This window comes from Pseudomonas sp. HP_01 (assembly GCF_055284355.1).
On record NZ_JBTOPV010000001.1, the window covers coordinates 226,249 to 252,612 of the forward strand.

A 26,364-nucleotide genomic window follows, 5' to 3' on the forward strand; every position below is an offset into this window, starting at 1 on the left:
GATCAGCCCTGCACGCTGGACCAGTCGACCCAGCCGAATTGCCAGGTCGCCAGAATCAGCAAACCGAAGGCGATGCGGTACCAGGCGAACACGTCGTAGCTGTGGGTGGCGATGAACTTCAGCAGGCCGCGCACGGCGATCATGGCGAAGATGAACGCGGCGATGAAGCCGATGGCGAACACCGGCAGGTCGTCCGGCTGGAACAGGTGGCGGTATTTGTACCCCGAGTACACCGAAGCCGCGATCATGGTCGGCATCGCCAGAAAGAACGAAAATTCGGTGGCAGTCTTGCGTGACAGGCCGAACAGCAGCCCGCCAATGATGGTCGAGCCCGACCGCGACGTGCCGGGAATCATCGCCAGGCATTGCGCGAAGCCGACCTTCAACGCATCCACCCAGGTCATCTCATCCACGGTTTCGGCGTGAACCACATGCTCGCGACGCTCGGCCCAGAGCATGATGAAGCCGCCCACCACCAGCGCCACGGCGACAGTGATCGGGTTAAACAGGTATTGGTGGATCAGATCGGCAAACAGTACCCCGAGCACCATCGCCGGCAGCACGCCAACGATCAGGTTGGCGGTGAAACGCCGTGCTTCCGGCCGCGTGGGCAAACCGGTGACGACGTCGAGGATTTTGCGGCGAAACTCCCACATCACCGCCAGGATCGCGCCCAGTTGAATAATGATATTGAACGCCATCGCGCGTTCGCCGCCAAAACCGATCAGATCCGCAACGATGATCTGATGGCCCGTGCTGGAAATCGGCAAAAACTCCGTCAGCCCTTCTACAACCCCAAGTATCAGCGCCTGTGCAGCGGTCCAAAGATCCATCATTCCCCCGGATGGAGCCTGCTCATGGCAAGGCTCTCTTGATATGTATTACAAACTGTTGCGCGCACGATAAACGGTCGCGCGTAAAAAAAGCATGAACGCAGGCTGTCTGGATCGGGCTTGAGCGCGGCGATGCTAGCAGACCTTTCTGACGAACGCGCTAGCATGAATACTGGCGCGAAGGGTTTGACGCTTACCCTGTCGTCGTTACATTTCCTCTATGAACGCAGCTTGCTGCCCGGACTGTTTTTCTACTGCCTTTTCAGACGCTTCCGATGCATCATCGCGTCCCAACTCGAGCGCTAAAGCGCCTACAATCGCCGACCCGTTTTTCCACCGTTTCTTCAGGAGTTGCCATGTCAGGGCTTGAGCTGTTCGCCGCTGCACTCGGTGTCATTGCCGTCTGGCTGACAGTCAAACAGAACCCGTGGTGCTGGCCGATCGGCCTGGTCATGGTGCTGCTCTACACCTGGATCTTCTTTGACGTGAAGCTCTATTCCGACATGCTGCTCCAGGTCGTCTACGCCGGGCTGCAAGTGTATGGCTGGTGGCAGTGGACCCGACGGGGCGCGGCGGAAAGCGGCCGCATCGTCACCTCGCTGGGCAACGGCAGCCTGCTGCTCAGCCTGGTGGCCGGCGCGGTGGTCAGCCTTGTGCTAGGCGCGGCCATGGCCCATTTCACCGATGCCGCTCAACCCTGGCTGGATGCCGCACTGACCGGTTACAGCCTGGTGGCGCAGGTCTGGATGGCGCAGAAACGCGTGCAGTGCTGGCCGCTGTGGATCCTGCTCGATGTGATCTTCGTCGGCCTGTTTCTCTACAAGGCGCTGTACCTCACCGCCGGCCTGTACGCGCTGTTCACCCTGCTCGCCGTGCAAGGCTGGCGCGACTGGCGCGCCGACCCTGCGCTGGCGCGTTGATCGACATGAAAGTGCTGGTACTGACAGGGCCTGAGTCCAGCGGCAAGAGCTGGCTGGCGGAAGAGATTCAGCGGCAGTTCGGGGGCGTGCTGGTGGGCGAATACGTACGCCAGTACATCGATGAGGTGCAGCGGGACACCGTTTACGCAGACATCAATCTCATCGCCCATCAGCAACTGGCCCGGGAAGACGCCGCCCGTGCGATCAAGCCGGCGCTGCTGATCCTCGACACCCATTTGCTCAGCAACATCCTCTGGAGCCGTACGCTGTTCAACGACTGCCCGGCATGGCTCGAAACCGCCCTTGCCGAGCGCCAGTACGATCTGCACCTGTTGCTGTCGCCGGAAGGTGTCGAGTGGGTGGGCGACGGTCAGCGCTGCCAGCCGGACCTGGGCGAACGCCAGGCATTCTTCGACGCCAGCCGGCAATGGCTGGTGGCCCATGGGCAGCCTTTCGAGGTGATTGGCGGGAGCTGGAGCGATCGCAGCGAGCGCGCATTGCAGCGGGTCGCCCGGTTGTTGAACGACTGAATGCCTGCACCCCGGACGTACGCGCCGGCGGCTAAATCGGCCCGGCGCCTGGTCAACGAATCTGGTGTTTGTGCAGCAAGCGATAGAACGTCGGTCGAGAAATACCGAGCACTTTGGCTGCCACGCTTAGGTTGTCACTGTGACGGGTCAACACATCGCACAGCGCTTGCCGTTCCGCCCGGGACTTGTATTCATCCAGGGTGGCCATGCTGGAGCTGATTTCTTCTTCGCCCAGCAGCCCGAGATCGAACGCTTCGACCTGCCGCCCTTCTGCCAGCACCAGCCCGCGACGCACCCGGTTTTCCAACTCCCGCACGTTGCCGGGCCAGTCGTGCTTGCCCATCGCGACCAGTGCGTCCTGGCTGAAATTGCGCGCCCGGCGGCCGGTTTCCCGGCTGTAGAACTGTGCGAAATGATTGGCCAGCAAGGCCAGATCACCGTGCCGCTCGCGCAAAGGCACGGTGCCCACCTGTAACACGTTGAGGCGGTAATACAGGTCTTCGCGAAAACGCTTCAGGCGAATCGCCGCTTCCAGGTCGACATGGGTGGCGGACAGCACGCGCACATCGACCGGGACCCGCTCGCCGGCCACTTCAATGTGCCGTTCCTGCAGGAACCGCAGCAGATTCGCCTGGACCTCCAGCGGCAGATCGCCGATCTCGTCGAGGAACAGGGTGCCGCCATTGGCCTGCTCGATGCGTCCCGTCTTGCGCTGGCGTGTGGCATCTGCCGGGCCCGCTGCGCCGAACAATTCTTCCTGCAGCAGCGGCTCCGGCATCGCCCCGCAATTGATCGAAATGAAGGGTTGGTCGCGTCGCTGGGACTGCGCATGCAGCGTGCGCGCGATCAATTCCTTGCCCGTCCCGCCTTCGCCACGGATCAGCACCGGCGATTCGGTGGGCGCCAGCTTGCTCAGTAATCGCCGCAACTCGCGCATTGGCCGACTTTCCCCAAGCAGTTGCTGGCCCGCGTCGTCTGCGTAAGGGGCGCCTTTGCCGTTAAGGGAACTGCTGGCGTAGCTGACGCCTTTGGCACGCAGGCGCGCCATGCCGTAGGCGCGTCCCAGCGTGACCTGCACCCGGGCCACGTCGAAGGGCAAAGTATGGAAATCGAAGAACCACTCACAGACGAAGTCACCGATCTGCTCGCGGCGCAGGTCCTCGCTGGTCAGCACGGCGATCCATTCAGTGTTGCTTCGGGAGATAAGGGACTTGACCACTTCAGGGTGTTCGAAGTGCTCGGGCAGCAGGCGGATAAGGCCGACGTCACAGGGACGCAACGCCGCCTCTTCAAGGGTGCAGCTGTCGACATCCCAACCGGCGATGCGCAAGCCGGGAATCAACTGCAGACATTCCTCGCACGGTTCGACGATCAGCAGGCGGCGTATGGAAGCCAGATCATGCATGTAAGTTTCCTAAGCGCCGGGGTCGCGTAATGGTCCATGGAGAAAGGTTCTTATAAACAGGGCGTTGTGAAGGCCGATTGACACCATAGCAAGATTATTGACACACCCTTGGACCGATTCTCTATAAGACTAAGATCGAAACGTGCTTAGCGCGTTGGTCAGCGAGCAAGCGACCTCGGGCGTGAAAACGCGGGCATCGCACGAGTTTGGCCCAGGCGCGCCAAGGATGCGCGGTTGAAACGGCCCTTAAAATAAATCAAGAAATTTCAGGAATGGGTGTGACTCAGCCCGGGGGGACGGTCATCAGTACAAGTAGCAACACCTGGACACCGAGCGAAACGCCCGCCGCCGGTGCGAAATGGATACGGGCACTTTGAGGACAGTCCATGAACGCCCCCTTGCGCTTCAACGATGCTTTGCTGATTGCCGGTCACGCCTTTGAACCCTTCCAGTGCGTGGCCTGGGCCCCACAGGATGGCAACGGCGAACTGAGCCTGACCGTCGTCGACCGCACCAGCACCCGCATTGGCCGCAAACAGATTCCCAGCAGCGCCTACTCCGATCCGAAACAACTGGCGCAGTTTCTCGAACAGGCCCGTGCCGAGATCAGCGGCGACGGCTACAGCCTGGAACCATGGACCATGCCCGCCTGAATGGCTGGCATTGATACGCCGGCCGACAAAGCGCTGTCAGCATTCATCGATGTGGCGGTAGTCAGCGTTTAGCAGCACGGCGATATCCCGGGCGCGGCCCAGTCGGATGGGCCCACGCTCGATATCAATCAGCAGCACGGGACCACTGAACAAGGGAAGCGGCTGCGAAGGTTGTGCTGATAGCGCCGGCATGTCCTTGACGCGCCCGTCCGTAAGGATCAGTACCCGTTGCTGTTCCGCCGGGCAGCGCTTCTGCCGTTTCGCAGACCAGTCGGCCGCCTGATCGATCGCCTCAAACAGCGGCGTGCCGCCTCCGGCACCCAGTCCATCAAGCCATGGCTGCAACCCGGCGCTGGCCTTCAGGCCCTGATGCTGCCAGCGCGCACCGCTGCCGCTGGCGGTGAGCAACGCCAGTCTGGCGCGCTGCCGATACGCATCGTCGAACACCCCCGCCAGCAACCCCTTTGCCTGACTCAACGACTGATTGCGCCGGGTCGATGCCGACGCGTCGACGATCACCAGCCAGAGTTGCTCCGGCCGGCGACTGCGGGGCTGATGGAGCAGATCGCTGCGCACCCGAGGGCGCCCGCGCAACAAGGTCGGCAGCCAGGCAATCGCGCCCTCCGCGCCGGGGCGGGCAGCGCCGTTTCGGCCGCCGCCCAGTGTGCCCGGTCGCGGGCTGGCATTCGCCCCCTTCGACAGCCGGGGGCGAATGCCTAGGGCTTTTTTGGCCAGTGGGGTACTTCTTTGCGGTTGCCCGTCTGCACGCTGCGGGCAGGCAACTCACCCCAACTGCCCTCGCCGGTTTCTGGCGCGTCATGTTGCGGCCGAGCACCGTCATCGAGTTTCGGCGGGTTTTGCTCTGACGGCGCAGGCGGCTGAGGCTGGGACTGATGCGGAGGTTGCGGCTCGCGACGACGATGGCGCAAGGCGAAATCTGCCACGGCGTCGATGTCCGCCTCGGCGATATGCGCAGCACCACGCCACGCGGCATGGGCACGCGCCGCCCGCAGCCAGACCAGATCGGCCCGCAAACCGTCGACCCCGGCGGCAAAACAGCGCTCGGTGATCAGGCCCAGACTGACGTCATCCAGTTCAATGTCGGGCAACAGCCCTCGTGCGGTTTCGCAACGGGCCTTCAACGCCTGCTGTTGCGGGGCCCATTGCTGACAAAACGCTTCAGGCGCGGCGTCGAAATCCAGCCGGCGGCGAATGATCTGCCCGCGCTGGTGCGGCACTGTCTGCCCGCTCAACGCCACATTCAGGCCAAAACGGTCGAGCAGCTGCGGGCGCAGTTCGCCTTCTTCCGGATTCATGGTGCCAATCAGCACAAAGCGCGCCGCATGGCGGTGGGAGATGCCGTCGCGCTCCACCAGATTGACGCCGCTAGCGGCCACATCCAGCAGCAGATCGACCAGATGGTCCGGCAGCAGATTGACCTCGTCAACGTAGAGCACGCCGCCGTCCGCCTTGGCCAGAACCCCAGGGGAGAACGCCGCGCGGCCCTCGCCCAGTGCCGCGTCAAGGTCCAGCGTGCCGACCAGCCGTTCTTCCGTGGCACCCAGCGGCAGCGTGACGAACTGACCGCTGGCCAACAGGTCCGCCAGCCCTCGGGCCAGGGTCGATTTGGCCATGCCACGCGGGCCCTCGATCAACACACCGCCGATTTTCGGGTCGATGGCGGTCAGGCACAGGGCGAGTTTCAAGTCATCGGCACCGACGACGGCGGCCAGTGGGAAATGGGGGGTGTCGGTCATGTTCTATTCTCTTCAAGCCGCAGGTCAGTCATGTCGTTCAAGCCGGTCAGGCGCCTTTGCAGACTGCCCGGCAGGCGCTCTCCCAGGCTCATGACTCCTCGATGTCCAGCAACAGATTCTCCAGCGCCTCGCGGTACTCGCCCGGTTCCTGCCACAAGCCGCGCTGTTGCGCTTCAAGCATGCGCTCGGTCATGTCCCGCAACGCGTCGGGGTTGTGCTGCTGGATGAAATCGCGGGTCGAGGGGTCCAGCAGATAGGCATCGGCCAGCAGCGCGTATTGGTGATCGTCGATCAGCTCGGTGGTGGCGTCGAAGGCGAACAGGAAATCAACCGTCGCCGCCATCTCGAACGCGCCCTTGTAGCCGTGGCGCTTGACTCCTTCAATCCACTTCGGATTGGCCGCCCGTGAGCGCACCACGCGGTTGAGTTCTTCCTTCAGCGTACGGATCTTCGGCAGATCGGGCTGGCTGTGATCGCCGTGATAGCTGGCGACCTTCCCGCCGGACAGGCTTTCCACCGCCGCCAGCATCCCGCCCTGGAACTGGTAGTAATCGTTGGAATCCAGCAGGTCGTGTTCACGATTGTCCTGGTTCTGCAGCACCGCCTGCACCTGACCCAGCCGCTTGGCAAAGCCGTCACGGGCCGGCGTGCCTTCGTCGCTGCCGCCGTAGGCGTAGCCGCCCCAGTTCAGGTAGACCTCGGCGAGGTCTTCGCGGCTCTGCCACAAGCGCCCGTCAATGGCGTTCTGCACCCCCGCGCCATAGGCGCCCGGTTTGGCGCCGAAGATACGCCAGCCAGCCTGCTTCGCCGCTTGCTCGGCATCCAGCCCGTCGCGCAGCAATTGCTCGCGCTCCTGGCGCACGCGGGCGGCCAGCGGGTTCATGTCGTCTGGCTCGTCCAGCGCGGCGACGGCCTGCACCGCGGCATCGAACAGGCGGATCAGGTTGGCGAACGCATCGCGGAAGAAACCGGAGACACGAAGGGTGACATCGACACGAGGCCGGTCGAGCAGGCTCAGGGGCAGGATTTCAAAGTCATCGACGCGCTGGCTGCCCGTCGCCCACACCGGACGCACGCCCATCAGCGCCATGGCCTGGGCGATGTCGTCGCCGCCGGTGCGCATGGTCGCCGTGCCCCAGACCGAAAGCCCGAGTTGACGTAAATAATCACCATGATCCTGTAAGTGCCTCTCCAGCAACAGGTTTGCGGACTGGAAGCCAATGCGCCAAGCGGTCATGGTCGGAAGATTGCGGACGTCCACGGAGAAGAAATTGCGCCCGGTGGGCAGCACGTCCAGCCGTCCGCGACTGGGGGCGCCGCTTGGCCCGGCAGGGACGAATCGGCCACTCAAAGCGCCAAGGAGGTTTGTCATCTCGGCAGGGCCGCATGCGTCAAGACGCGGAATCACGACCTCACGTAGCGACTGAACAACATCATCCAAGCTATTGTTTTCTAATGATTTTTCATTCGTAAGACCGGCTGCGATCTGTTCGATCATTTGCGCCGCCATCAGCTCCAGCCGCTCGCGGGTATCGCCCGTCGTGCGCCACGGTTCAGCGCTGACTTCATGTAATACCTGAGGTTTAGCGCCGGCCCACGGCGCACCCAAATCACAATCCAGCGGGTCGAAATCCAGCGCCAGCGCCTGACTCAACGCCCGCAGGAGACTGGCCTGACCACCGCGACCATCGCCGCGAGGCACACGCACCATCGCCAACAGCGTGTCGATGCGCAGCCGGCCCGTGGGCGACTCGCCGAACACGTGCAGGCCATCGCGGATCTGCGATTCCTTCAGGTCACACAGATAAGTGTCCAGACGTGGCAGCCACACGGCGGCGTCGGCCTCGCTGTTCGCAGCCCCGTCCATGGCCAGTTCGCGGTCGATATGGGTTTCGCGCACCAGCCTGAGAATGTCTTTCTGCAGCTCCCGGGCACGGCGTGGGTCGAGCAGCTGGGCTTCGTAATACTCGTCCGCCAGCAGTTCGAGATCGCGCAACGGACCGTAGGTTTCGGCGCGGGTCAGCGGCGGCATCAAGTGGTCGATAATCACCGCCTGGGTGCGGCGCTTGGCCTGGGCGCCCTCGCCCGGGTCATTGACGATGAACGGGTAGATATTCGGCATCGGCCCCAGGATCGCGTCCGGCCAGCAGTGCTCGGACAGGCCGACGCCTTTGCCCGGCAGCCACTCCAGATTGCCGTGTTTGCCAACGTGGATGACAGCGTGGGCGCCATAGCGTTTGCGCAGCCAGAAGTAGAACGCCAGATAACCGTGGGGCGGGACCAGATCGGGGTCGTGATACACCGCGCTGTGGTCCACGTTGTAGCCCCGTGCGGGTTGAATGCCGACGAAGGTCATGCCGAAACGCAGGCCGGCGATCATCATCCGCCCGTCCCGGCACATGGGGTCGGTGTCCGGGGCGCCCCATCGCGCGATGACGGCATCGCGATTGGCTTGCGGCAAAACCTGAAACGCCGCGATGTACTCGTCCATGGCCATGCTCTGATGGCACGGCCGTTGATCGAGGCTGTCCGGGTCGTTGGTAACGCCGCCGAGCAAGGCGTGAATCAGTGCGGTGCCGGTCTCGGGCAAGTCCTCGACCGGATAACCTTCGGCCTGCATGGCCTTGAGGATGTTCAGCGCGGCCGCCGGCGTGTCGAGCCCGACGCCGTTGCCGATGCGCCCGTCACGGGTCGGGTAGTTGGCGAGAATCAGCGCCACCCGCTTGTCGGTTTTGGCAGTACGGGCCAGCAGCACCCAGCGCCGGGCCAGTTCGGCGACGAAATCCATGCGCCCCGGCTGGGCGCGGTAGCAGACCACGTCGGACTGGCTGCGCTCGCTGTGCCAGGCCAGGTCCTTGAAGCTGATCGGCCGGCTGATGATGCGCCCGTCCAGTTCCGGCAACGCGATGTGCATTGCCAGATCGCGAGGCCCCAGCCCTTGGGCGCTGGCCTGCCAGGCGGGTTCGTTGTCCTGGGCGCAAATGGCCTGGATGACCGGAATGTCCCGGCGGAACGGCCGTACATCCGGCGCCTCCGGGTTGGATTGGGCGAAGCCGGTGGTGTTGAGAATGACCTCGCAGTCCACCTCGTCGAGCCAGTCCTGGATCGCGCTCATGCAGCCGGCTTCCTTGAGGCTGGCGACGGCAATCGGCAACGGGTTCAGGCCCTGGGCCGACAAGCGCTCGCAGAACACATCGATGAACCCGGTGTTCGCCGCTTGCAGGTGGGAGCGATAGAACAGCACGGCAGCGACCGGCTGATCCGCGCGCCAGTCGGCCTGCCACCGGGCCAGGTCGGCGTTGGCGTTCTGCGGGTGGTAAATCACGGTGCGCGGCAGGGTCTGCGGCTCGACCCACGGGTAGTCGCCGCCCAGCCAGCGCGTGGCGATGAAGTTGAACAGCGACTGCGCGTTGTGCTTGCCGCCCTGACGCAGGTAATGCCAGAGCCGCTCGCGGTCTTCGACGGATTCCGTGCTGTGCGCGCTCAGCTCGGGGTCCGGCCGATCGCAGCCGGGGACCAAAATCAGCTTCACCCCTTTCGCCGCCAGTTCCACCAGCCGCTCGACGCCGTAACGCCAGTAGCCGATACCGCCGTGCAGGGAAATCAGAATGACTTTGGCGTGGCGCAGCACCTCGTCGACGTACAGATCCACCGATGCATGGTTTTGCACCTGCATCGGATTGGCCAGACGCAGGCTCGGGTATTCATCCGGCAACTGCTGCGCGATTTCAGCCAGTAGCGCCAGATTCGAGTCGGCGCTGCACAGGATCACCAGCTCGGCGGGCGTCTGGCCCAGGTCAGCGATGCTGTCGTCGGGAACGAAACCGCCGGGCTGAGTACGCAGCAGGTGCATGGTTAGCCTTTGATCCCGGGGACCGCGTCACGCAATGAGACGGCAGCGCGCAATTGCGCTTCAAGAACGCCCGCATCCAGTTCCTGGCCGATCAGCACCAGATGGGTTTCGCGGGCTTCGTCGGCTTTCCAGGCGCGGTCGAAATGTTTGTCGAAACGCGTGCCCACGCCTTGCACCAGCAGGCGCATGGGTTTGCCGGGAATGGCGGCGAAGCCTTTGACGCGCAGGATGCCGTGTTGGACGACGGCTTGGGTCAGGGCATCAAGCAACAGCGATTCATCGGCCTGGGGCAGCGTGATGGAAATCGAGTCGAAGGCGTCGTGGTCGTGATCGTCAGCGTCGTCGCCTTCATGGTGATCGTGGTGGGTCTTGCGGCCATCGATGTGTAGCTCGGATTCGGCGCCCAGGCCCAGCAATACGCTGATCGGCAGCTGGCCCCTGTTCGCTTCGACGATTTTTACTGCCGGCGGCAGTTCTTCCGAGACTTCCGCGCGCACGGCGGCCAGAGCGTCGGCGTCGAGCATGTCGGCCTTGTTCAGCACGACCAGATCGGCACTCGCCAGTTGGTCGGCGAACAGCTCGTGCAACGGCGATTCGTGGTCCAGGTTCGGATCAAGCTTGCGCTGGGCGTCGACCTGATCCGGGAACGCGGCGAAGGTGCCGGCGAGTACGGCCGGGCTGTCAACCACGGTGATCACGGCGTCAACGGTGCAGGCGTTGCGGATTTCCGGCCACTGGAAGGCTTGCACCAGCGGCTTGGGCAGCGCCAGGCCCGAGGTTTCGATGAGGATGTGATCGAGGTCGCCGCGACGGGCGACCAATTCCTGCATCACCGGGAAGAACTCTTCCTGCACGGTGCAGCACAGGCAGCCGTTGGCCAGTTCGTACACACGACCGACGGCTTCTTCTTCCGAGCAGCCGATGGTGCATTGCTTGAGGATGTCCCCGTCGATGCCCAGTTCGCCGAATTCGTTGACGATGACGGCGATGCGGCGGCCTTCGGCGTTGTCGAGCATGTGCCGCAGCAAGGTGGTCTTGCCCGAGCCGAGAAAGCCGGTGACGATGGTGACGGGGAGTTTGGCCAGTGTTTTCATCGGTTGCCCTCAGGCGTGCGGCAGGGCAACGAGGACGAAAACAGCGCAGGGCCGGCGGAAGCAGGCGCGCGGTTCGATTCGCCACCGGATCACCCCGCCCGGTTGTAGTGGAATTCTTCGGCCGCCCGCAGGCGTTCCGAGTCGAGGCAGGTCTCCTGGCTCACGGCGGCCGGTCGCTGACAGCATCATCAGGCGACTGGCATTCATCGCGCCTTCCCGCTCGCGCAGTGGCTGTGCAATGAAGCTGTCCGTTTACAGTTGCGGGGGCAGCTGCGGCTTGGCACCGCATTCCCTTCTTAGCGCCGGTGGCTTTCATAAAAGCGGCCGGCGAACCTCAAGTGCGCAAGGCTACGCAGTGACCGCAGGCCGGTCAATCGTGCTGTTGCAGTGATTGCCGCGCCGATTGACGCACCGAAAGCCCCTTCGATTGACGATCCTTACAGCGCATGGTCTTCTACACACCTTGTTACGGGTGCCCTTCACAGGGTGAAACGGGAAACCGGTGCGTGCAGACCTTCGGGTGTGCATCAGTCCGGTGCTGCCCCCGCAACGGTAAGCGAGTGAAGAATCAGATCCACTGTGTCGGCAACGACATGGGAAGGCGATTCTTGAAGGCACGACGGCTGTAACGGCTGTTGCATGTGCCCCTCGCGAGCCCGGAGACCGGCCCGATAACGCTACCTGACAACCCGCGGTGGGCGGGCGCTGTTGATCGCTGCCGGCATTCGCCCGCGGCGTCTTCGCGCCTTTCCGTCCGCTGAATCCACTTCAGAGGGAAGCGCCATGCCCATCAGCACACCCCACCAGACGTCCGGCACCACCATCACGACGGTTGTTACCGCCACCCTGAGCCAGCGCCTTGTCGCCGCGGTCAGCACGATGTTTCTCGGCGCATTTCTGGTGTACTTCGCCGGTTTCTCCCATATCGATGCGGTGCACAACGCGGCACACGACACCCGTCACAGCTCCGCCTTCCCTTGCCATTGAGACCTGCCGCCATGTTCAAGCGAATCGCGCAAACGGCCGGGTTCACCGGACTGCTCGCCGCCCTGTTGTTAACGCTGTTGCAAAGCTTCTGGGTCGCACCTTTGATTCTGAAGGGAGAGACCTACGAGAAAGCACCCGCCGCCGAAATGCATGAGCATGCCGAGGGCGCCATGGCCGGTCACGTCCATGACGAAGAGGCGTGGGAGCCCGAAAACGGCTGGCAGCGCGTGCTGTCGACGGCGGGCGGCAATCTGGTGGTAGCAGTCGGTTTCGCCTTGATGCTCGCGGCGCTCTACACCCTGCGTACTCCGACGAGTGCCCGCGAAGGCGTGCTGTGGGGATTGGCAGGCTACGCAGTGTTCGTGCTGGCGCCGACCCTCGGCCTGCCGCCCGAACTGCCCGGTACCGTCGCGGCGGACCTCACGCAGCGGCAGATCTGGTGGGTCGGCACCGCCGCTTCCACGGCTGTGGGCCTGGCGCTGATAGTGTTTGCCCAACACTGGTTGCTGAAGGTCGTGGGCGCAGTGATCCTGGTGGTGCCGCACATGGTCGGCGCGCCACAACCGGCGGTGCAATCGGCGCTGGCGCCGGAAGCCCTCGAAGCGCAATTCAAGATCGCGTCGCTGCTGACCAATGCTGTGTTCTGGGTTGCCCTGGGCTGGATCAGCGCCTGGCTGTTTCGTCGCAGTGATGCACCCTCGACGCGACCCGGTCTGACCCCCGCCCTGTGAATGATTTGCGCGATCGACCGCTGTGGGTGGTCGGCCTGGGCTGCCAGCGCGGCTGTTCGGCGCTGGAGCTTCGGCAATTGATCGAAGACAGTTTGCCGGAGTGTCGGCTTGAACCGCAGGACATTGCCGCCCTTGCCTCGATCGACGGCAAGTCGGATGAAGCGGGGTTAAGGGAACTGGGTCATGCGCTGGGCCTGTCGATCGGGTTTTTCAGTGCGGCTGAACTGGCAGGTTACGAGACCCAGCTCAGCCATCGATCGGAGATCGCTTTCGAGCGCACCGGTTGCTACGGCGTGGCTGAAAGTGCGGCATTGGCAATGGCGACCCGGTTGACCGGCTCGCCGGCGACACTGATCATCCCCCGCCGAAAAAGCCCCCACGCGACATTTGCGCTGGCGAGTGCACAGCGTGCCAACAAGTGATAAGCGCTGGACGCGGGCTTTTAGTGGGACCGGCTTCAGCCGGGAAGGCGTCAGGCGTCACACTGCAGATGTGAGGGTGTACATGCAGGCCCCTTCCCGGCTGAAACCGGTCCTACGAAAGCAAACCACGTGCTCAAATGAATTCCAATCAGGACACCCCATGACTGTTTTTTTCATTGGCGCCGGCCCCGGCGATCCGGACCTGATCACTGTCAAAGGCCAGCGACTGATCCGCATGTGCCCGGTGATCATCTACGCCGGCTCTCTGGTGCCTGAAGCGGTGCTGGAGGGCCATCAGGCGGTTCAGGTGACCAACAGCGCTTCTTTGCACCTGGAGCAGATCATCGAGCTGATGAAATCCGCTCATGCACAGGGCCAGGATGTGGCGCGGGTGCATTCCGGCGATCCGAGCCTGTATGGCGCCATTGGCGAGCAGATCCGCTGCCTGCGCGCGTTGCAGATACCTTTCGAAATCATCCCCGGCGTCACCGCCACTGCTGCGTGCGCCGCGCTGCTGGGCACGGAGCTGACGCTGCCGGGCATTTCCCAGAGTGTCATTTTGACCCGCTACGCCGACAAAACCGACATGCCCGAAGGTGAAGCTCTCGGCGATCTGGCCCGGCATCAAGCGACCATGGCGATCCATCTGGGGGTCAACAACCTCGGCAAGATCGTCGCCGAGCTGACTCCGCATTACGGCGCTGATTGCCCGATTGCCGTGGTGCATCGCGCCAGCTGGCCGGATCAGGACTGGGTCGCCGGCACACTGGAGGACATTGAGGAGAAGGTGCGGAGCAAGGGATTCCGCCGCACCGCGCTGATTCTGGTGGGTCGCGTGCTGGGCAACGACGTTTTCAGCGAGTCGTCGCTGTATCGCGCGGGCCATGCCCATCTCTACAGGCCCTAGCCGAACGATGCACTCGAAACCAACCCGATCTGCCTTTGATTCTGGCCGAAGGCCGTAGGAGCGCGCTTGGTCTGGGCCGCATCCGGACGAATGCGGTGGGTCAATCACTAGAGAATGGTCTGGAAAATTGCTTCGCGGGCAAGCGCGCTCCTACAGTGACAATTACCACCGTCACTCACCACGGCCCACAAAAAAGCCCCGAACTCGTCGGGGCTTGCGTGCAACGCGGTCACTTCTCAGTAATACGCGTTTTCTTTCTGGGTGTGGTCGGTCACGTCACGCACACCGGTCAGCTCGGGAATGCGCTCCAGCAGGGTGCGCTCGATGCCTTCCTTCAGCGTCACATCGGCCTGACCGCAACCCTGGCAACCACCGCCGAACTGCAGAATGGCGATATTCGCCGCGTCTTCTTCAACGACATCGATCAACGTGACCTGGCCGCCGTGACTGGCAAGGCCCGGGTTGATCTCGGTCTGCAGGTAGTAGTTGATGCGTTCGTTGATCGGACTGTCGGCTTTGACCATCGGCACTTTGGCGTTCGGCGCCTTGATGGTCAGTTGGCCGCCCATGCGATCGGTGGCGTAATCGACGACGGCGTCATCCAGAAACGCTTCGCTGAATGCGTCGATCCAGGCGGTGAAGCTTTTCAGGCCGATGGCCGTGTCTTCAGCTTTTTCTTCGCCCGGCTTGCAATAGGCAATGCAGGTTTCAGCGTATTGGGTGCCAGGCTGGGTAATAAACACGCGGATGCCGATCCCGGGCGTGTTCTGCTTCTCGAGCAGATCGGCCAGGTAATCGTGGGCGGCATCAGTAATCGTAATAGCGGTCATGAAAATTCCTCGCAGACGTGGGGCGCAGTTTACGCCAATCAACTGCGCCTGACAAAGCCCTAGTGTTTTAGTCGGGTAAGTGACCCGACCGCCACCTGGCGCCTGTCAGGACAGCGCCGCCTCCTTGCCCGCCCTTCTCTGGTCCAGCCAGCCTTTCATGCGCCGGTATAGCCCCTTCTCGATCCACTCATAACTGAGCCAGGCGCCCAGCGCGATGACCGGCACACAGACGGCGAACACCAGATACGGGTTGACGCCGTAACGCTCGCTGACCAGCCAGCCTGCATACAGCACCAGCACGTGGAGCAAGTACACCGAATACGAGCAGTCGCCCATGGTCTTGAGCAGCCTGTAGTTGCGCAGATAGGGTTCGAGGGAGATGCAGGCGACCACGATCACCGCACTTGGCAGGCCCCAATTGATGATGCGCGGCGCCGGTTGCAAGTGGTCGATGGCGAACAGCGCAGCGCCGATGGCAATTAAAGGCAGCCACAGCCGTTCGCTGATCCAACCCCGGCGATACATCACGCCCACGAAAATGCCGAGCAGGAATTCATACACGATGTCGTTGGCATAAAACCGGCTGACCAGCCCGGAACGACCGAGCACGTCAGTGACGGCAAACAGTGCCGCCGCCAGGATCAGCGGGCGCAGACGTTGCTGAAACAGAAAGACAATCGAGAACAGCACGTAGAACAGCATCTCGTAGTTCAGCGTCCAGCCCACATTGAGGGTGGGATAAAGGCCGTAGCCCCCCGGATTTTCCGAAGGGATGAACAATAGCGACAGCACGAAACTTTGCCAGTCGACAACTTGATGAGGGAGCAGCGGCTGAGCAACGACCACCAGCAGGCCCATCACCAGGGTGTACAGCCAATACGCCGGGACGATGCGGATAACCCGGTTGAGCATGAAGCGGCCGGCGGGGATGTCTTTGTCCACCGTCGACAGGTAGATGACCAGACCACTGATGACGAAAAAGACGTCGACGCCGACAGCGCCTTTCTCAGTGAAAAAACGGCCAACCGGCCCACTCGGATGGAAGTCGAAAAAAATCTGCATGAAGTGGTGACACACCACAGCCCACGCGGCGAGTGCCCGCAGGGCCTGAACCGAAATCAACATCTGCAACCTCTTGCTTCGTCTGGATTGACCTCCGCCCTGGCGAACTTAATAGGGCCAGTTTCGGAGAACGACTCCCAGGGTCGGACTTCATTAGTTGCGAAAAGGTTCGGCGCCACTGACGGGCTGCATAATGGCTGCGCGCCATGTCTTACAAGGGTTTCAGCGTTTCAGACAGCGCATGCGGGGCTGACACCTGAAGCGGCGTTTAGCAAAACCTGTAGAGCCGGCTTGCTGGCGAACCCGTCCGGCCGCTCGCTGCGGTGTTGGATGAAATGCCGCTTTCGCCAGCAAGCCGGCTGCTACAGGTCGATAACGGCGTTCGCTCAAGCCAGGCCATCAGCATGCGCCCCGATCAGAAAGAATCACTGGCGCAACATGAACAGAATTCATGTAAATCCCGGAATGATTTAAATCCGCGCAGGTTTGCTATTATTTCGCACTTTTCAGCGCCACCTTATTTCGTACTTCTTCATCCGGGTAACCTCATGTCAGATCGCAGCGCGCGTCTTCAAGCACTCCAGCAGGCTCTTCAACAGCGAATCCTGATCCTCGATGGCGGCATGGGCACGATGATCCAGAGCTATCGGCTGGAGGAAGAAGACTACCGCGGCAAGCGTTTTGCCGACTGGCCTAGCGACGTCAAGGGCAACAACGACCTGCTGATCCTGACCCGGCCTGACGTGATCGGCGCAATCGAAAAGGAATACCTCGACGCCGGTGCCGACATCCTTGAAACCAACACCTTCAACGCCACCCAGGTGTCCCAGGCCGATTACGGCATGGAAGCGCTGGTCTACGAACTGAACGTGGAAGGCGCGCGCCTGGCCCGCCAGGTTGCCGACGCCAAGACCCTGGAGACCCCCGACAAGCCGCGTTTTGTCGCCGGGGTGCTCGGCCCGACCAGCCGCACCTGTTCGCTGTCGCCGGACGTCAACAACCCTGGCTACCGCAACGTGACCTTCGACGAACTGGTGGAGAACTACACCGAGGCCACCAAAGGCCTGATCGAAGGCGGTGCGGACATGATCCTCATCGAAACCATCTTCGACACCCTCAACGCCAAAGCGGCGATCTTCGCCGTTCAGGGTGTATTCGACGAGCTGGGCTTCGAGCTGCCGATCATGATCTCCGGCACCATCACCGACGCCTCCGGCCGCACCCTCTCCGGCCAGACCACCGAAGCGTTCTGGAACTCCGTGCGCCACGCCAAGCCGATTTCCGTGGGCCTCAACTGCGCGCTCGGCGCCAGCGAGCTGCGGCCGTACCTGGAAGAGCTGTCGAACAAGGCCGAAACCCGCGTGTCGGCGCACCCCAACGCCGGCCTGCCCAACGAATTCGGTGAGTACGACGAAGCCCCGGCAGAAATGGCCAAAGTCGTCGAAGAGTTCGCCCAGAGCGGATTCCTCAACATCGTCGGCGGTTGCTGCGGCACCACCCCGGCGCACATCAAGGCCATTGCCAACGCTGTCGCGCCCTATGCGCCGCGTCCGATTCCGGAGATTCCCAAGGCCTGCCGCCTGTCCGGTCTGGAGCCGTTCACCATTGATCGCAGCTCGCTGTTCGTCAACGTCGGCGAGCGCACCAACATCACCGGTTCTGCCCGTTTCGCCCGCCTGATCCGCGAAGACAACTACACCGAAGCCCTTGAAGTCGCCCTGCAGCAGGTCGAAGCCGGCGCCCAGGTGATCGATATCAACATGGACGAGGGCATGCTGGACTCGAAGAAGGCCATGGTGACCTTCCTCAACCTGATCGCTGGCGAGCCTGACATCTCTCGCGTGCCGATCATGATCGACTCCTCGAAATGGGAAGTCATCGAAGCCGGGCTCAAGTGCATCCAGGGCAAGGGCATCGTCAACTCGATCAGCATGAAAGAAGGCGTCGAGCAGTTCATCCATCACGCCAGGCTGTGCAAGCGCTACGGCGCGGCGGTGGTGGTCATGGCCTTCGACGAAGCCGGTCAGGCCGACACCGAAGCGCGCAAGAAAGAAATCTGCAAGCGCTCTTACGACATTCTGGTCAATGAAGTGGGCTTCCCGCCCGAAGACATCATTTTCGACCCGAACATCTTTGCCATTGCCACCGGCATCGAAGAGCACAACAACTACGCCGTCGACTTCATCAATGCCTGCGCCTACATCCGCGACGAGCTGCCCCATGCACTGACGTCGGGCGGCGTGTCCAACGTGTCGTTCTCGTTCCGTGGCAACAACCCGGTGCGCGAGGCGATCCACTCGGTGTTCCTGCTGTACGCGATCCGCAACGGCCTGACCATGGGCATCGTCAACGCCGGCCAGCTGGAGATCTACGACCAGATCCCGGCCGAACTGCGTGACGCGGTGGAAGACGTAGTGCTCAACCGCACCCCGGAAGGCACTGATGCCCTGCTGGCCATCGCCGACAAGTACAAGGGCGACGGCTCGGTCAAGGAAGCGGAAACCGAAGAGTGGCGCGGCTGGGAGGTCAACGAGCGCCTCAAGCACGCGCTGGTCAAGGGCATCACCACGCACATCGTTGAAGACACCGAGCTGTCGCGCCAGTCGTTCAAGCGCCCGATCGAGGTCATCGAAGGCCCGCTGATGGCCGGCATGAATGTGGTCGGCGACCTGTTCGGCTCGGGCAAGATGTTCCTGCCGCAAGTGGTTAAGTCCGCTCGCGTGATGAAACAGGCCGTGGCGCACCTGATTCCCTTCATTGAAGAAGAGAAAGGCGACAAGCCCGAGGCCAAAGGCAAGATTCTCATGGCGACGGTCAAGGGCGACGTCCACGACATCGGCAAGAACATCGTCGGTGTGGTGCTGGGCTGCAACGGCTACGACATCGTCGACCTCGGCGTGATGGTGCCGGCGGAGAAAATCCTGCAGGTCGCCCGCGAGCAGAAGTGCGACATCATCGGGCTGTCGGGTCTGATAACGCCGTCCCTGGACGAAATGGTCCACGTCGCCCGCGAGATGCAGCGTCAGGATTTCCACCTGCCGTTGATGATCGGCGGGGCAACCACCTCTAAAGCCCACACGGCGGTGAAGATCGAGCCCAAGTACAGCAACGACGCGGTGATCTACGTCACCGACGCTTCTCGCGCCGTGGGCGTGGCGACCCAGCTGCTGTCCAAAGAGCTGAAAGCCGGCTTCATCGAGAAGACCCGCGCCGAATACGTCGAAGTGCGTGAGCGCACCTCCGCCCGCAGCGCCCGCACCGAGCGCCTGAGCTATGGCGCGGCCATCGCCAAGAAGCCGCAGTTCGACTGGGCCGGCTACCAGCCGGTGAAGCCCACGTTCACCGGGGTCAAGGTGCTGGAAGACATCGACCTGAACGTGCTGGTGGATTACATCGACTGGACGCCGTTCTTTATCTCCTGGGACCTTGCCGGTAAATACCCGCGCATCCTCACCGACGAAGTGGTGGGTGAAGCGGCCACCTCGCTGTTCAAGGACGCCCAGGAACTGCTGCGCAAACTGATCGACGAAAAGTTGATCCGCAGCCGCGCCGTCTTCGGCTTCTGGCCGGCCAATCAGGTCGATCACGACGACATTCAATTGCTCGACGAAAACGGCGCGCCACTGGCCAGGCTGCATCACCTGCGCCAGCAGATCATCAAGACCGACGGCAAGCCGAACTTCTCCCTGGCCGACTTTGTCGCGCCCCAGGGCAGCGGCGTGACCGATTACGTGGGCGGCTTCATCACCACCGCCGGCATTGGCGCTGAAGAGGTATCGAAGGCGTATCAGGACAAGGGCGACGACTACAACGCGATCATGGTCAAGGCGCTGGCGGACCGGCTGGCCGAGGCCTGCGCAGAATGGCTGCACCAGCAGGTGCGGAAAGAATATTGGGGCTATGCCCGCGACGAGCAGTTGGGCAACGACGAGTTGATCAAGGAGCAGTACACCGGCATCCGCCCTGCTCCCGGCTACCCGGCCTGCCCGGACCACACCGAGAAAGGCGTGTTGTTCGACCTCCTAGACCCGGCCCAGGGCGACGGCAAACCGGGCGTCAGCGGCGTGTTCCTCACCGAGCACTACGCAATGTTCCCGGCGGCGGCGGTCAGCGGCTGGTACTTTGCCCACCCGCAAGCGCAGTACTTCGCCGTGGGCAAGGTCGACAAGGATCAGGTCGAAAGTTACACGGCGCGTAAGCAGCAGGATTTGAGCGTGACCGAACGCTGGCTGGCGCCGAATCTGGGGTATGACGAGTAGGACCCAGGCAAAGGGCTCGGGACCGGGCGGATCCGAGCCAGGACCGGGGAGAGATTGATTGACGGTGAAACGCTGTCAGTCAATCAGTCCCCGATTGATCGCTACCGGTTACGCTGCTGCAGGTACTCAACGACGGCCTGCTGATCGCCGGCAAACTCGATCCGCACGTCTTTGCTGTCGCGCTGGTAGGCGTACATCGGGTCGTAGTATTCGCTCAACATCCCGCTGATCCAGCCCCGGTGCAGATCCACCGAACCGCTGCGCGCCTGTTCGGCCAAGGCACTGTCCATGATTGCCGCCAGGCGCTGATAACGCTCCCCGCCCAGGCGCCGAACGATACTCGACAGGCTCTGCTGCAAACGCTCGGCGTAGGCCGCGAAACCTGTTTCAACGCCCTGCACGGCAATGAACTCGGCACACAGGTCGGTCACGTAATCCTTCAGAATCCGCTCGACGCGGCTCTCGAAACTGTCCTCCAGCCAGACCAGCGGCGCCTCCTGCATGGTCCGGTACAACTCGACGGGCACCGCACGACTGCCGACGATCCGCCCTTCGTCCTCCAGCACAAACTGATTGAGCTGACGGGAGCGTTTTTTCAGAATGTCCACGGCCAGCAGATTTTCGAAATCGATCTGCCCCGGCTGCGGCGTCGCGTGTTTGCCAAAGCTGGAACCGCGATGATTGGCATGCCCTTCCAGATCCAGGCCATTGTCGAGCTGCTGCAGCACCTCGGTCTTGCCGCTGCCGGTCAGGCCGCCGATCAGCACGAAATCGCACTCGGCCACGGCCTGCTCGGTCACCTCGATCAAAAAGCTGCGCATCGCCTTGTAGCCACCGATAACCCGGGGGTACTCGATGCCGGCCTCGCTCTTGAGCCACTGCTGGGTGATCTGCGAACGCAGCCCGCCGCGAAAGCAATACAGAAAGCCTTCTGGATGGTTGCGCGCAAAATCAGCCCAGGCTTCGATCCGCGCCTGTTTCAAGTCGCCGGACACCAGCGTGTGACCGAGTTCGATGGCGGCCTGTTGCCCGTCCTGCTTGTAGCTGGTGCCGACCTTCTGCCGTTCGACGTCATTCATCAGCGGCAGATTGATCACGCCGGGGAACGCGCCCTTGGTGAATTCCACCGGCGCGCGCACGTCCATCATCGGCACGTCGCCAAGGAAAATCTCGCGCAGGTCGGCGCTGTTGTCGCGCATCAGAACACCTCGACCGCGAGTGGCTGTCGCTCGATCAATTCGCCGATCGGCGCAAGACTCAGACCCAGTTCACCGGCCAGGGCGAGGAACGCCGCTTCTTCAGCGGGCGCGACGGCAATCAACAGGCCGCCGCTGGTTTGCGGGTCGCACAGCAGCAACTTCTGCGCCTCGGTCAGGGCGCCAATGCGCTCGCCATAGCTGTCGTAATTGCGATGGGTGCCGCCGGGGATGCACCCCTGCTCGATGTAGAAATCGACGCTGCCCAGACGCGGCACGGCGGCAGCGTTCAACCGTGCGGTGACCTGACTGCCGTCGGCCATCTCAACCAGATGCCCGAGCAGGCCGAAGCCTGTGACGTCGGTCATGGCCGTGACGCCGGCCAGCCGGGAGAAACGGCTGCCGGGCTTGTTCAGCGTGCACATCACATCGCGCGCCAGACCGATGTCTTCGTCGCGCAGCAGACCTTTTTTCTCGGCGGTGGTGAGGATGCCGATGCCCAGGGGCTTGGTCAGGAAGAGCTTGCAGCCCACGGTGGCGGTGTCGTTGCGCTTCATGAAGCGCTTTTCCACCAGCCCCGTGACGGCCAGGCCGAAAATCGGCTCGGGCGCGTCGATGGAGTGACCTCCCGCCAGAGGGATGCCCGCTGCATCGCATACCGCGCGCCCGCCACGGATGACTTCCCGGGCGATTTCCGGGGCCAGCACGTTGACCGGCCAGCCGAGAATGGCGATGGCCATCAACGGATCGCCGCCCATGGCGTAGACGTCGCTGATGGCGTTGGTCGCGGCGATGCGGCCGAAGTCGAAAGGGTCGTCGACGATGGGCATGAAGAAATCGGTGGTGGACACGACGCCCTTTTCGTCGTCGATGGCATAGACCGCCGCGTCATCGCGCGAGGCATTGCCGACCCACAGGCGCGGGTCGAGGTTCTGCGCGCCGCTGCCGGCGAGGATGGTTTCCAGCACCTTGGGCGAAATCTTGCAGCCGCAGCCGGCGCCGTGGCTGTATTGGGTAAGACGAATCGGGTCGGTCATGGGAAGCCCCTGAGTTTCAAGGCGCCGAAGTCTAACAGACGCGCCAGTGGGTTGAAGGGTTGCTGGATGGCTGCACACGCGATTTTCGTAGGACCGGCTTTAGCCGGGAAAGCGTCAAGTGCCACACTGCAAAACTGATGGCTCTCCTCAGCCCTTCGCCATGCGCCGTGCCGTCAGCACCTGCGCCAGCATCAGCGCGCCGACGCACAAGAGCGCTTCCCGCAGGCCAACCACATGGGCAGCGAAGCCGATCAAGGCCGGTCCCAGCAAAATCCCGCAGTAGCCGATCCCGGTAATCACTGCGATCGCGAGGCCTGCCGGCATCCCGGTCTGTGCACCGACCACCGAGCAATACACCGGAAATGTGTTGGACAACCCCAGCCCGATCAGCGCGAAGCCCAAGAGGAACAGTGGCCACGGCTCCAGCAGGATTGCCATGGCAAACCCGACCATCACCAGCAGCCCGCCGCCGATCAACAGGTTCACCGCACCCAGGCGCTTCCTCAGCCAGTCCCCGGAGAACCGCCCGGCGGCCATGGTCAGCGAGAACACCGCGTAAGCGCCGCCGGCCACCGACAAATCGATCTGGTGCACGCGGTTCAGGAACACTGCGCTCCAGTCGAGCACCGCACCCTCCACCAGCAGAGCGATGAAGCAGAGAATGCCGACAATGACCACCTTGGTGGTCGGCCAGGCGAACGGCGCCGAGGGATCATCCGCGCCATGGGGCACCAGGTAGCGCGCGTGCCAGAGCAGCATCCCGGCAATCAACGCCACCACCATGGCCACCGCCAGCAACGGCGACGCCCCCAGCCACAGCAGCAAGGTCATCAACAGCGCACTGCTGATGCCGCCGAGGCTGAACAACCCATGAAACCCCGACATCATCGGCCGCCCGTGATCGCGCTCGACCATCAGGCCCTGCACGTTCATCGCCACATCGATGCTGCCCAGTCCAGCGCCGAACACCGCCAGGGCCACTGCCAGCGCCGGCAGTGAAGACAGCGTGGCGAGCAACGGCAGCATGCAGCAGATCAGCGCCCCGCCGATCAATGAGACAAAGCGGCAGCCCTTGCGCGTGGTCAGCACGCCGGCCAGTGGCATCGCCAGCATCGAACCGAAGCCGAAGCACAACAGCAGCAGGCCGAGCTGGGCCTCTTCAAGACCGGCGCGGTCGCGGGCGAAAGGTACCAACGGCGCCCACGCGCCCAGCGACATGCCGGACAGCAAGAACGTCAGGCGGTAACTCCACAGGTGAACGAAGACGGGGGCACGAACGGATTGAGCGATGGACACAAGCAACGACCTGAACAGGTCTGCGCGCGCGGCAGACGGTGAATAAAAAAGCGATCCCTTGCTGAACGCATTCCTTCGCAGGACCGGCTTCAGCCGGGAAGACGCCAGTGTGAACACCTTCATCTTGAGGTGTAACCACTGACGCCTTCCCGGCTAAAGCCGGTCCCACAATTGGAGTCCACCCCAGCACTGCGGGTGTGCAATATCCCAGTAGGACCGGCTTCAGCCGGGAAGAGGCCAATGTGAATACCTTCATCTTGAGGTGTAACCACTGACGCCTTCCCGGCTAAAGCCGGTCCCACTAACACCAGCGCGTGCATTCAGTAGGACCGGCTTTAGCCGGGAAGAGGCCTGTGCGTACACCCTCAGTGCAGCGGTGTGACGACTGACGCTTTCCCGGCTGAAGCCGGTCCTACCTAGAGAAGAAGCCAGCTCCGCAGCAAATTACATCATCGGTGCCGCCATGCTGACCACACGTAGCGCCAGACCTTCATAGGCGTCCAGCGTGATGGTGAATTCACCCTCCTCGGTCAGGTCGCCTTCGACCCGCTCGTTGATGATGTCCACCACCGGGCCCGGTGCGATGCCCGGCAGGTGCAAGGTCTCGACGATAGGTTCTCCACTGAAGTTCAGCGCAGTGATCTGGGTGCCCTTCCCGGCCGGCAGCTCGTGGACCATGATCAGCAGGCCCGGGTGCTCGACGTCCGGAATCAGAATCTGCCGACTGGCAGCGATGTCATAGGCGCGGCGCACGGCCAGCAGCTTTTTCAGTTGCGAGGCGAACGAATCCGGCCGCTTCAATTGCTCGACCAGGCTGCCGTACAGCGCGCGAGCCCGGGGCATGCCACCTGCCGAGACTTCGCAATCGGGGTCCATGTCGACCAGGTCATAGCCACCGCGATGGATCCAGCGAGTATCGCCATCGCCCATCAGGTGCTCCACCTGCTCGGCCGGCAGCGGCAAGGCGCCCACCAAGTCCCAGCCCGACAGGGCGAACACGCCCGGCTGCATGGCATTGAACATCACCAGCAGCAGATGGATGTGCTGGATCTTGTCGATATCCGCCGCTGTCATGCTGTCCAGCTCGCGAATGCCCAGCGCCGCGGTGATGATGCTCGCCGTGGTGCACGACACGCCGTTGGTGACGAACTTCAGGTTGTACGGCGCGTGCTCGCCCGCCAGACGCTCGTACATCTCCTCGCGGATGTGCTCGCGCAGGATGTTGCCCGGGAACGTCTGGCCCTGATACAGGTACTGATCGTGGGCGTGCAGGGTCCAGAAATGCACCAGCTCCAGGGTCAGCTCGTCGTGGTTCTGCAGCGCGTGAATCAGCGACGCCGGATCGATGCCGAACTCGTGCACCTGACGCAGCATCAGCCGCAGAAACTCGGTACGGCCGGTCAGCAACGCATGCTGGTAGGCCGGACGGGTAACAAAGTCGTAGGACAGATCGGCACCGCCGTGGGACATCGCCGCGATGTCGTCGATGGTCAGGTTCAGCTCCTGGAAGCTGAAACCGCCGGCTTTGCGGATCGCGCCGGCCAGCAACTGGTTGCCGGTGATCGACAGCGGGTGGCTCTCGGACCACGCCGTGCCGTCGGCCTTGCGCTCGACGCCAAGGAAACCGTTGGCGTCCAGGCGCAGTACCCGCGCGCCCATCACGTCGATGGCGTGCAGGGCGTCGCCAATGATCATCTGCTGCGCGGCAAAACTCGGGTCCAGCCAGTTCAGCGAAGGCTGGCCTTCCTTGAAGTAATGCAGATAGACCCAGCGGCGGTCCTTGCCGTCAACGCCGGTGACCACGGGCGTGGCACTCCAGTCGGTCTCTTTGACGCCGGGCTCGAAGAAGATCACCCGCTGCAACTGGCCGACGATGTAGTGCTTGTCGCGCAGGGCATCGACGGTGGCGGGCAACAGGTTGACGGCGTCGCGCCCGGCCGGGACTTCCGGCAGCAGCGACCAGTCTTCTTCCTTGATCTCCACCATGTGGTAGAGGCCCGGGTACTCTTCGTAGGCCATCTCGGCCAGGCGGAAATCCGCACCCTTGCCGGTGTGTGACGGGATCACGTCATCGACGACGATCGCGTTGTGCGCGGCGGCGATACGGCTGAGGTTGAGAAACTGGGCGTCGGTGCCCAGGTCCGAATCCACCTCGAAGCTGATGCGGTCGAAGTTGCCGTCAATGCTCGGGGTGCGCTCGCGGCCTTTCAAACCGCCGGAGGCTTTCAACGGGCCGTTATGAATGCCCTGGATGCCTATTTCGGACAGCGCGTGCCACAGCTGCTCATCGCCCAGTGCTTCGAGCACCGAGCTGCCATCACGGGTGATGATCGACGCCGGGTAGGCGGTGAACCAGACCGAGCCGATGGCCGAAGCATCCCTTGGACGGGCCTGGGCGTAAGGCCGCTGCCAGAGACGGCCCTGGCCGCCATACAATTTTGCGCGTTGCTTTGCGGCGTTGAGCATCGATTGCTCAACCAGCCATTCGACGTACTGCTTGTCCGGGGTGGTCATGTGTTCGGGGTTCCATCTTCAAGTGGATGGGAGCGGCGGCCCAAGGCTCTGCGAGCGCTGTCCGGACCGTCCTGCCTG

General features: G+C 62.9%; 19 protein-coding genes, 2 pseudogenes and 2 riboswitches. Of the genes and pseudogenes, 8 read left to right on the forward strand and 13 right to left on the reverse strand.

Annotated features, from left to right (window positions below):
• Positions 1 to 2: 2 nt before the first annotated feature.
• The gene (locus tag ACYAR8_RS01030) at positions 3 to 833 is read right to left on the reverse strand and encodes an undecaprenyl-diphosphate phosphatase (protein WP_108119488.1); all 831 of its coding nucleotides are present in this window, start codon (positions 831 to 833) and stop codon (positions 3 to 5) included.
• A 356-nt stretch (positions 834 to 1,189) separates the two neighbouring features.
• On the opposite strand from ACYAR8_RS01030, the gene pnuC reads away from it, so the two are divergent.
• Positions 1,190 to 1,753, forward strand: coding sequence for a nicotinamide riboside transporter PnuC (pnuC, locus tag ACYAR8_RS01035; RefSeq protein WP_108119179.1), 564 nt, complete (start codon positions 1,190 to 1,192; stop codon positions 1,751 to 1,753).
• Positions 1,754 to 1,758: 5 nt separating this feature from the next.
• A complete protein-coding gene (locus tag ACYAR8_RS01040; RefSeq protein WP_108119178.1) occupies positions 1,759 to 2,283 on the forward strand; it encodes an AAA family ATPase in 525 nt (174 codons plus the stop codon).
• Between the two features lie 52 nt (positions 2,284 to 2,335).
• Here the strand turns inward: ACYAR8_RS01040 and ACYAR8_RS01045 are convergent.
• Positions 2,336 to 3,244: pseudogene (locus ACYAR8_RS01045) on the reverse strand (sigma-54 interaction domain-containing protein); the annotation flags it as partial.
• 72 nt (positions 3,245 to 3,316) lie between these two features.
• Positions 3,317 to 3,688, reverse strand: a pseudogene (locus ACYAR8_RS01050) (VpsR-related response regulator); the annotation flags it as partial.
• 386 nt (positions 3,689 to 4,074) lie between these two features.
• Between ACYAR8_RS01050 and ACYAR8_RS01055 the strand changes: the two are divergent.
• Complete coding sequence (locus ACYAR8_RS01055) at positions 4,075 to 4,341, forward strand: hypothetical protein (protein WP_074891022.1); 267 nt, start codon at positions 4,075 to 4,077, stop codon at positions 4,339 to 4,341.
• Positions 4,342 to 4,377: 36 nt separating this feature from the next.
• Here ACYAR8_RS01055 and ACYAR8_RS01060 read toward each other — a convergent pair whose 3' ends face one another.
• The 4 genes from ACYAR8_RS01060 to cobW form a co-directional block, all read right to left on the reverse strand.
• Positions 4,378 to 5,004: a vWA domain-containing protein gene (locus ACYAR8_RS01060; RefSeq protein ID WP_463578980.1), complete on the reverse strand. Its 627-nt coding sequence runs from the start codon at positions 5,002 to 5,004 to the stop codon at positions 4,378 to 4,380.
• A 53-nt stretch (positions 5,005 to 5,057) separates the two neighbouring features.
• Positions 5,058 to 6,098, reverse strand: coding sequence for an ATP-binding protein (locus ACYAR8_RS01065; RefSeq protein WP_463578798.1), 1,041 nt, complete (start codon positions 6,096 to 6,098; stop codon positions 5,058 to 5,060).
• Between the two features lie 88 nt (positions 6,099 to 6,186).
• Positions 6,187 to 9,951, reverse strand: a complete 3,765-nt coding sequence (cobN, locus tag ACYAR8_RS01070; RefSeq protein WP_463578799.1) for a cobaltochelatase subunit CobN — start codon at positions 9,949 to 9,951, stop codon at positions 6,187 to 6,189.
• A gap of 2 nt (positions 9,952 to 9,953) precedes the next feature.
• Positions 9,954 to 11,045 carry a cobalamin biosynthesis protein CobW gene (cobW, locus tag ACYAR8_RS01075; RefSeq protein WP_463578800.1) on the reverse strand — a complete coding sequence of 364 codons (1,092 nt, stop codon included), beginning with the start codon at positions 11,043 to 11,045 and terminating at the stop codon, positions 9,954 to 9,956.
• 128 nt (positions 11,046 to 11,173) lie between these two features.
• A riboswitch (cobalamin riboswitch) is annotated at positions 11,174 to 11,397 on the reverse strand.
• Positions 11,398 to 11,498: 101 nt separating this feature from the next.
• A riboswitch (cobalamin riboswitch) is annotated at positions 11,499 to 11,731 on the forward strand.
• A gap of 97 nt (positions 11,732 to 11,828) precedes the next feature.
• Here cobW and ACYAR8_RS01080 point away from each other — a divergent pair.
• From ACYAR8_RS01080 to cobM, 4 genes are all read left to right on the forward strand, one after another.
• On the forward strand, positions 11,829 to 12,032 hold the full coding sequence (locus ACYAR8_RS01080) for a CbtB domain-containing protein (protein ID WP_463578801.1): 204 nt from the start codon (positions 11,829 to 11,831) through the stop codon (positions 12,030 to 12,032).
• Between the two features lie 11 nt (positions 12,033 to 12,043).
• Entirely contained in the window at positions 12,044 to 12,763 is a 720-nt protein-coding gene (locus tag ACYAR8_RS01085) for a CbtA family protein (protein WP_463578802.1), read from the forward strand.
• Positions 12,760 to 13,185, forward strand: coding sequence for a cobalamin biosynthesis protein (locus ACYAR8_RS01090; protein ID WP_463578803.1), 426 nt, complete (start codon positions 12,760 to 12,762; stop codon positions 13,183 to 13,185). Before ACYAR8_RS01085 ends, ACYAR8_RS01090 begins: the two co-directional genes overlap by 4 nt.
• Positions 13,186 to 13,345: 160 nt before the next feature.
• Positions 13,346 to 14,092 carry a precorrin-4 C(11)-methyltransferase gene (cobM, locus tag ACYAR8_RS01095; RefSeq protein WP_463578804.1) on the forward strand — a complete coding sequence of 249 codons (747 nt, stop codon included), beginning with the start codon at positions 13,346 to 13,348 and terminating at the stop codon, positions 14,090 to 14,092.
• Positions 14,093 to 14,328: 236 nt separating this feature from the next.
• Here cobM and nfuA read toward each other — a convergent pair whose 3' ends face one another.
• Positions 14,329 to 14,922 carry a Fe-S biogenesis protein NfuA gene (gene nfuA, locus ACYAR8_RS01100; RefSeq protein ID WP_074891038.1) on the reverse strand — a complete coding sequence of 198 codons (594 nt, stop codon included), beginning with the start codon at positions 14,920 to 14,922 and terminating at the stop codon, positions 14,329 to 14,331.
• A gap of 105 nt (positions 14,923 to 15,027) precedes the next feature.
• On the reverse strand, positions 15,028 to 16,047 hold the full coding sequence (locus ACYAR8_RS01105) for an acyltransferase family protein (protein ID WP_463578805.1): 1,020 nt from the start codon (positions 16,045 to 16,047) through the stop codon (positions 15,028 to 15,030).
• Between the two features lie 485 nt (positions 16,048 to 16,532).
• On the opposite strand from ACYAR8_RS01105, the gene metH reads away from it, so the two are divergent.
• On the forward strand, positions 16,533 to 20,243 hold the full coding sequence (gene metH, locus ACYAR8_RS01110; protein ID WP_463578806.1) for a methionine synthase: 3,711 nt from the start codon (positions 16,533 to 16,535) through the stop codon (positions 20,241 to 20,243).
• 101 nt (positions 20,244 to 20,344) lie between these two features.
• On the opposite strand, the gene mnmH is transcribed toward metH, so the two are convergent.
• From mnmH to treS, 4 genes are all read right to left on the reverse strand, one after another.
• Positions 20,345 to 21,442, reverse strand: coding sequence for a tRNA 2-selenouridine(34) synthase MnmH (gene mnmH, locus ACYAR8_RS01115; protein WP_463578807.1), 1,098 nt, complete (start codon positions 21,440 to 21,442; stop codon positions 20,345 to 20,347).
• On the reverse strand, positions 21,442 to 22,476 hold the full coding sequence (gene selD / locus ACYAR8_RS01120; protein ID WP_074891045.1) for a selenide, water dikinase SelD: 1,035 nt from the start codon (positions 22,474 to 22,476) through the stop codon (positions 21,442 to 21,444). Before selD ends, mnmH begins: the two co-directional genes overlap by 1 nt.
• Positions 22,477 to 22,623: 147 nt before the next feature.
• Positions 22,624 to 23,772, reverse strand: a complete 1,149-nt coding sequence (locus ACYAR8_RS01125; RefSeq protein WP_463578808.1) for an MFS transporter — start codon at positions 23,770 to 23,772, stop codon at positions 22,624 to 22,626.
• A 444-nt stretch (positions 23,773 to 24,216) separates the two neighbouring features.
• Entirely contained in the window at positions 24,217 to 26,286 is a 2,070-nt protein-coding gene (treS, locus tag ACYAR8_RS01130) for a maltose alpha-D-glucosyltransferase (protein WP_074891046.1), read from the reverse strand.
• Between the last annotated feature and the right edge of the window lie 78 nt (positions 26,287 to 26,364).

Coding starts and splice junctions, on each gene's coding strand:
- ACYAR8_RS01030 (WP_108119488.1), bottom strand. CDS start 833: ATGGATCTTTGGACCGCTGCACAGGCGCTGATACTTGGGGTTGTAGAA.
- pnuC (WP_108119179.1), top strand. CDS start 1,190: ATGTCAGGGCTTGAGCTGTTCGCCGCTGCACTCGGTGTCATTGCCGTC.
- ACYAR8_RS01040 (WP_108119178.1), top strand. CDS start 1,759: ATGAAAGTGCTGGTACTGACAGGGCCTGAGTCCAGCGGCAAGAGCTGG.
- ACYAR8_RS01055 (WP_074891022.1), top strand. CDS start 4,075: ATGAACGCCCCCTTGCGCTTCAACGATGCTTTGCTGATTGCCGGTCAC.
- ACYAR8_RS01065 (WP_463578798.1), bottom strand. CDS start 6,098: ATGACCGACACCCCCCATTTCCCACTGGCCGCCGTCGTCGGTGCCGAT.
- cobN (WP_463578799.1), bottom strand. CDS start 9,951: ATGCACCTGCTGCGTACTCAGCCCGGCGGTTTCGTTCCCGACGACAGC.
- cobW (WP_463578800.1), bottom strand. CDS start 11,045: ATGAAAACACTGGCCAAACTCCCCGTCACCATCGTCACCGGCTTTCTC.
- ACYAR8_RS01080 (WP_463578801.1), top strand. CDS start 11,829: ATGCCCATCAGCACACCCCACCAGACGTCCGGCACCACCATCACGACG.
- ACYAR8_RS01085 (WP_463578802.1), top strand. CDS start 12,044: ATGTTCAAGCGAATCGCGCAAACGGCCGGGTTCACCGGACTGCTCGCC.
- cobM (WP_463578804.1), top strand. CDS start 13,346: ATGACTGTTTTTTTCATTGGCGCCGGCCCCGGCGATCCGGACCTGATC.
- nfuA (WP_074891038.1), bottom strand. CDS start 14,922: ATGACCGCTATTACGATTACTGATGCCGCCCACGATTACCTGGCCGAT.
- ACYAR8_RS01105 (WP_463578805.1), bottom strand. CDS start 16,047: ATGTTGATTTCGGTTCAGGCCCTGCGGGCACTCGCCGCGTGGGCTGTG.
- metH (WP_463578806.1), top strand. CDS start 16,533: ATGTCAGATCGCAGCGCGCGTCTTCAAGCACTCCAGCAGGCTCTTCAA.
- mnmH (WP_463578807.1), bottom strand. CDS start 21,442: ATGCGCGACAACAGCGCCGACCTGCGCGAGATTTTCCTTGGCGACGTG.
- selD (WP_074891045.1), bottom strand. CDS start 22,476: ATGACCGACCCGATTCGTCTTACCCAATACAGCCACGGCGCCGGCTGC.
- treS (WP_074891046.1), bottom strand. CDS start 26,286: ATGACCACCCCGGACAAGCAGTACGTCGAATGGCTGGTTGAGCAATCG.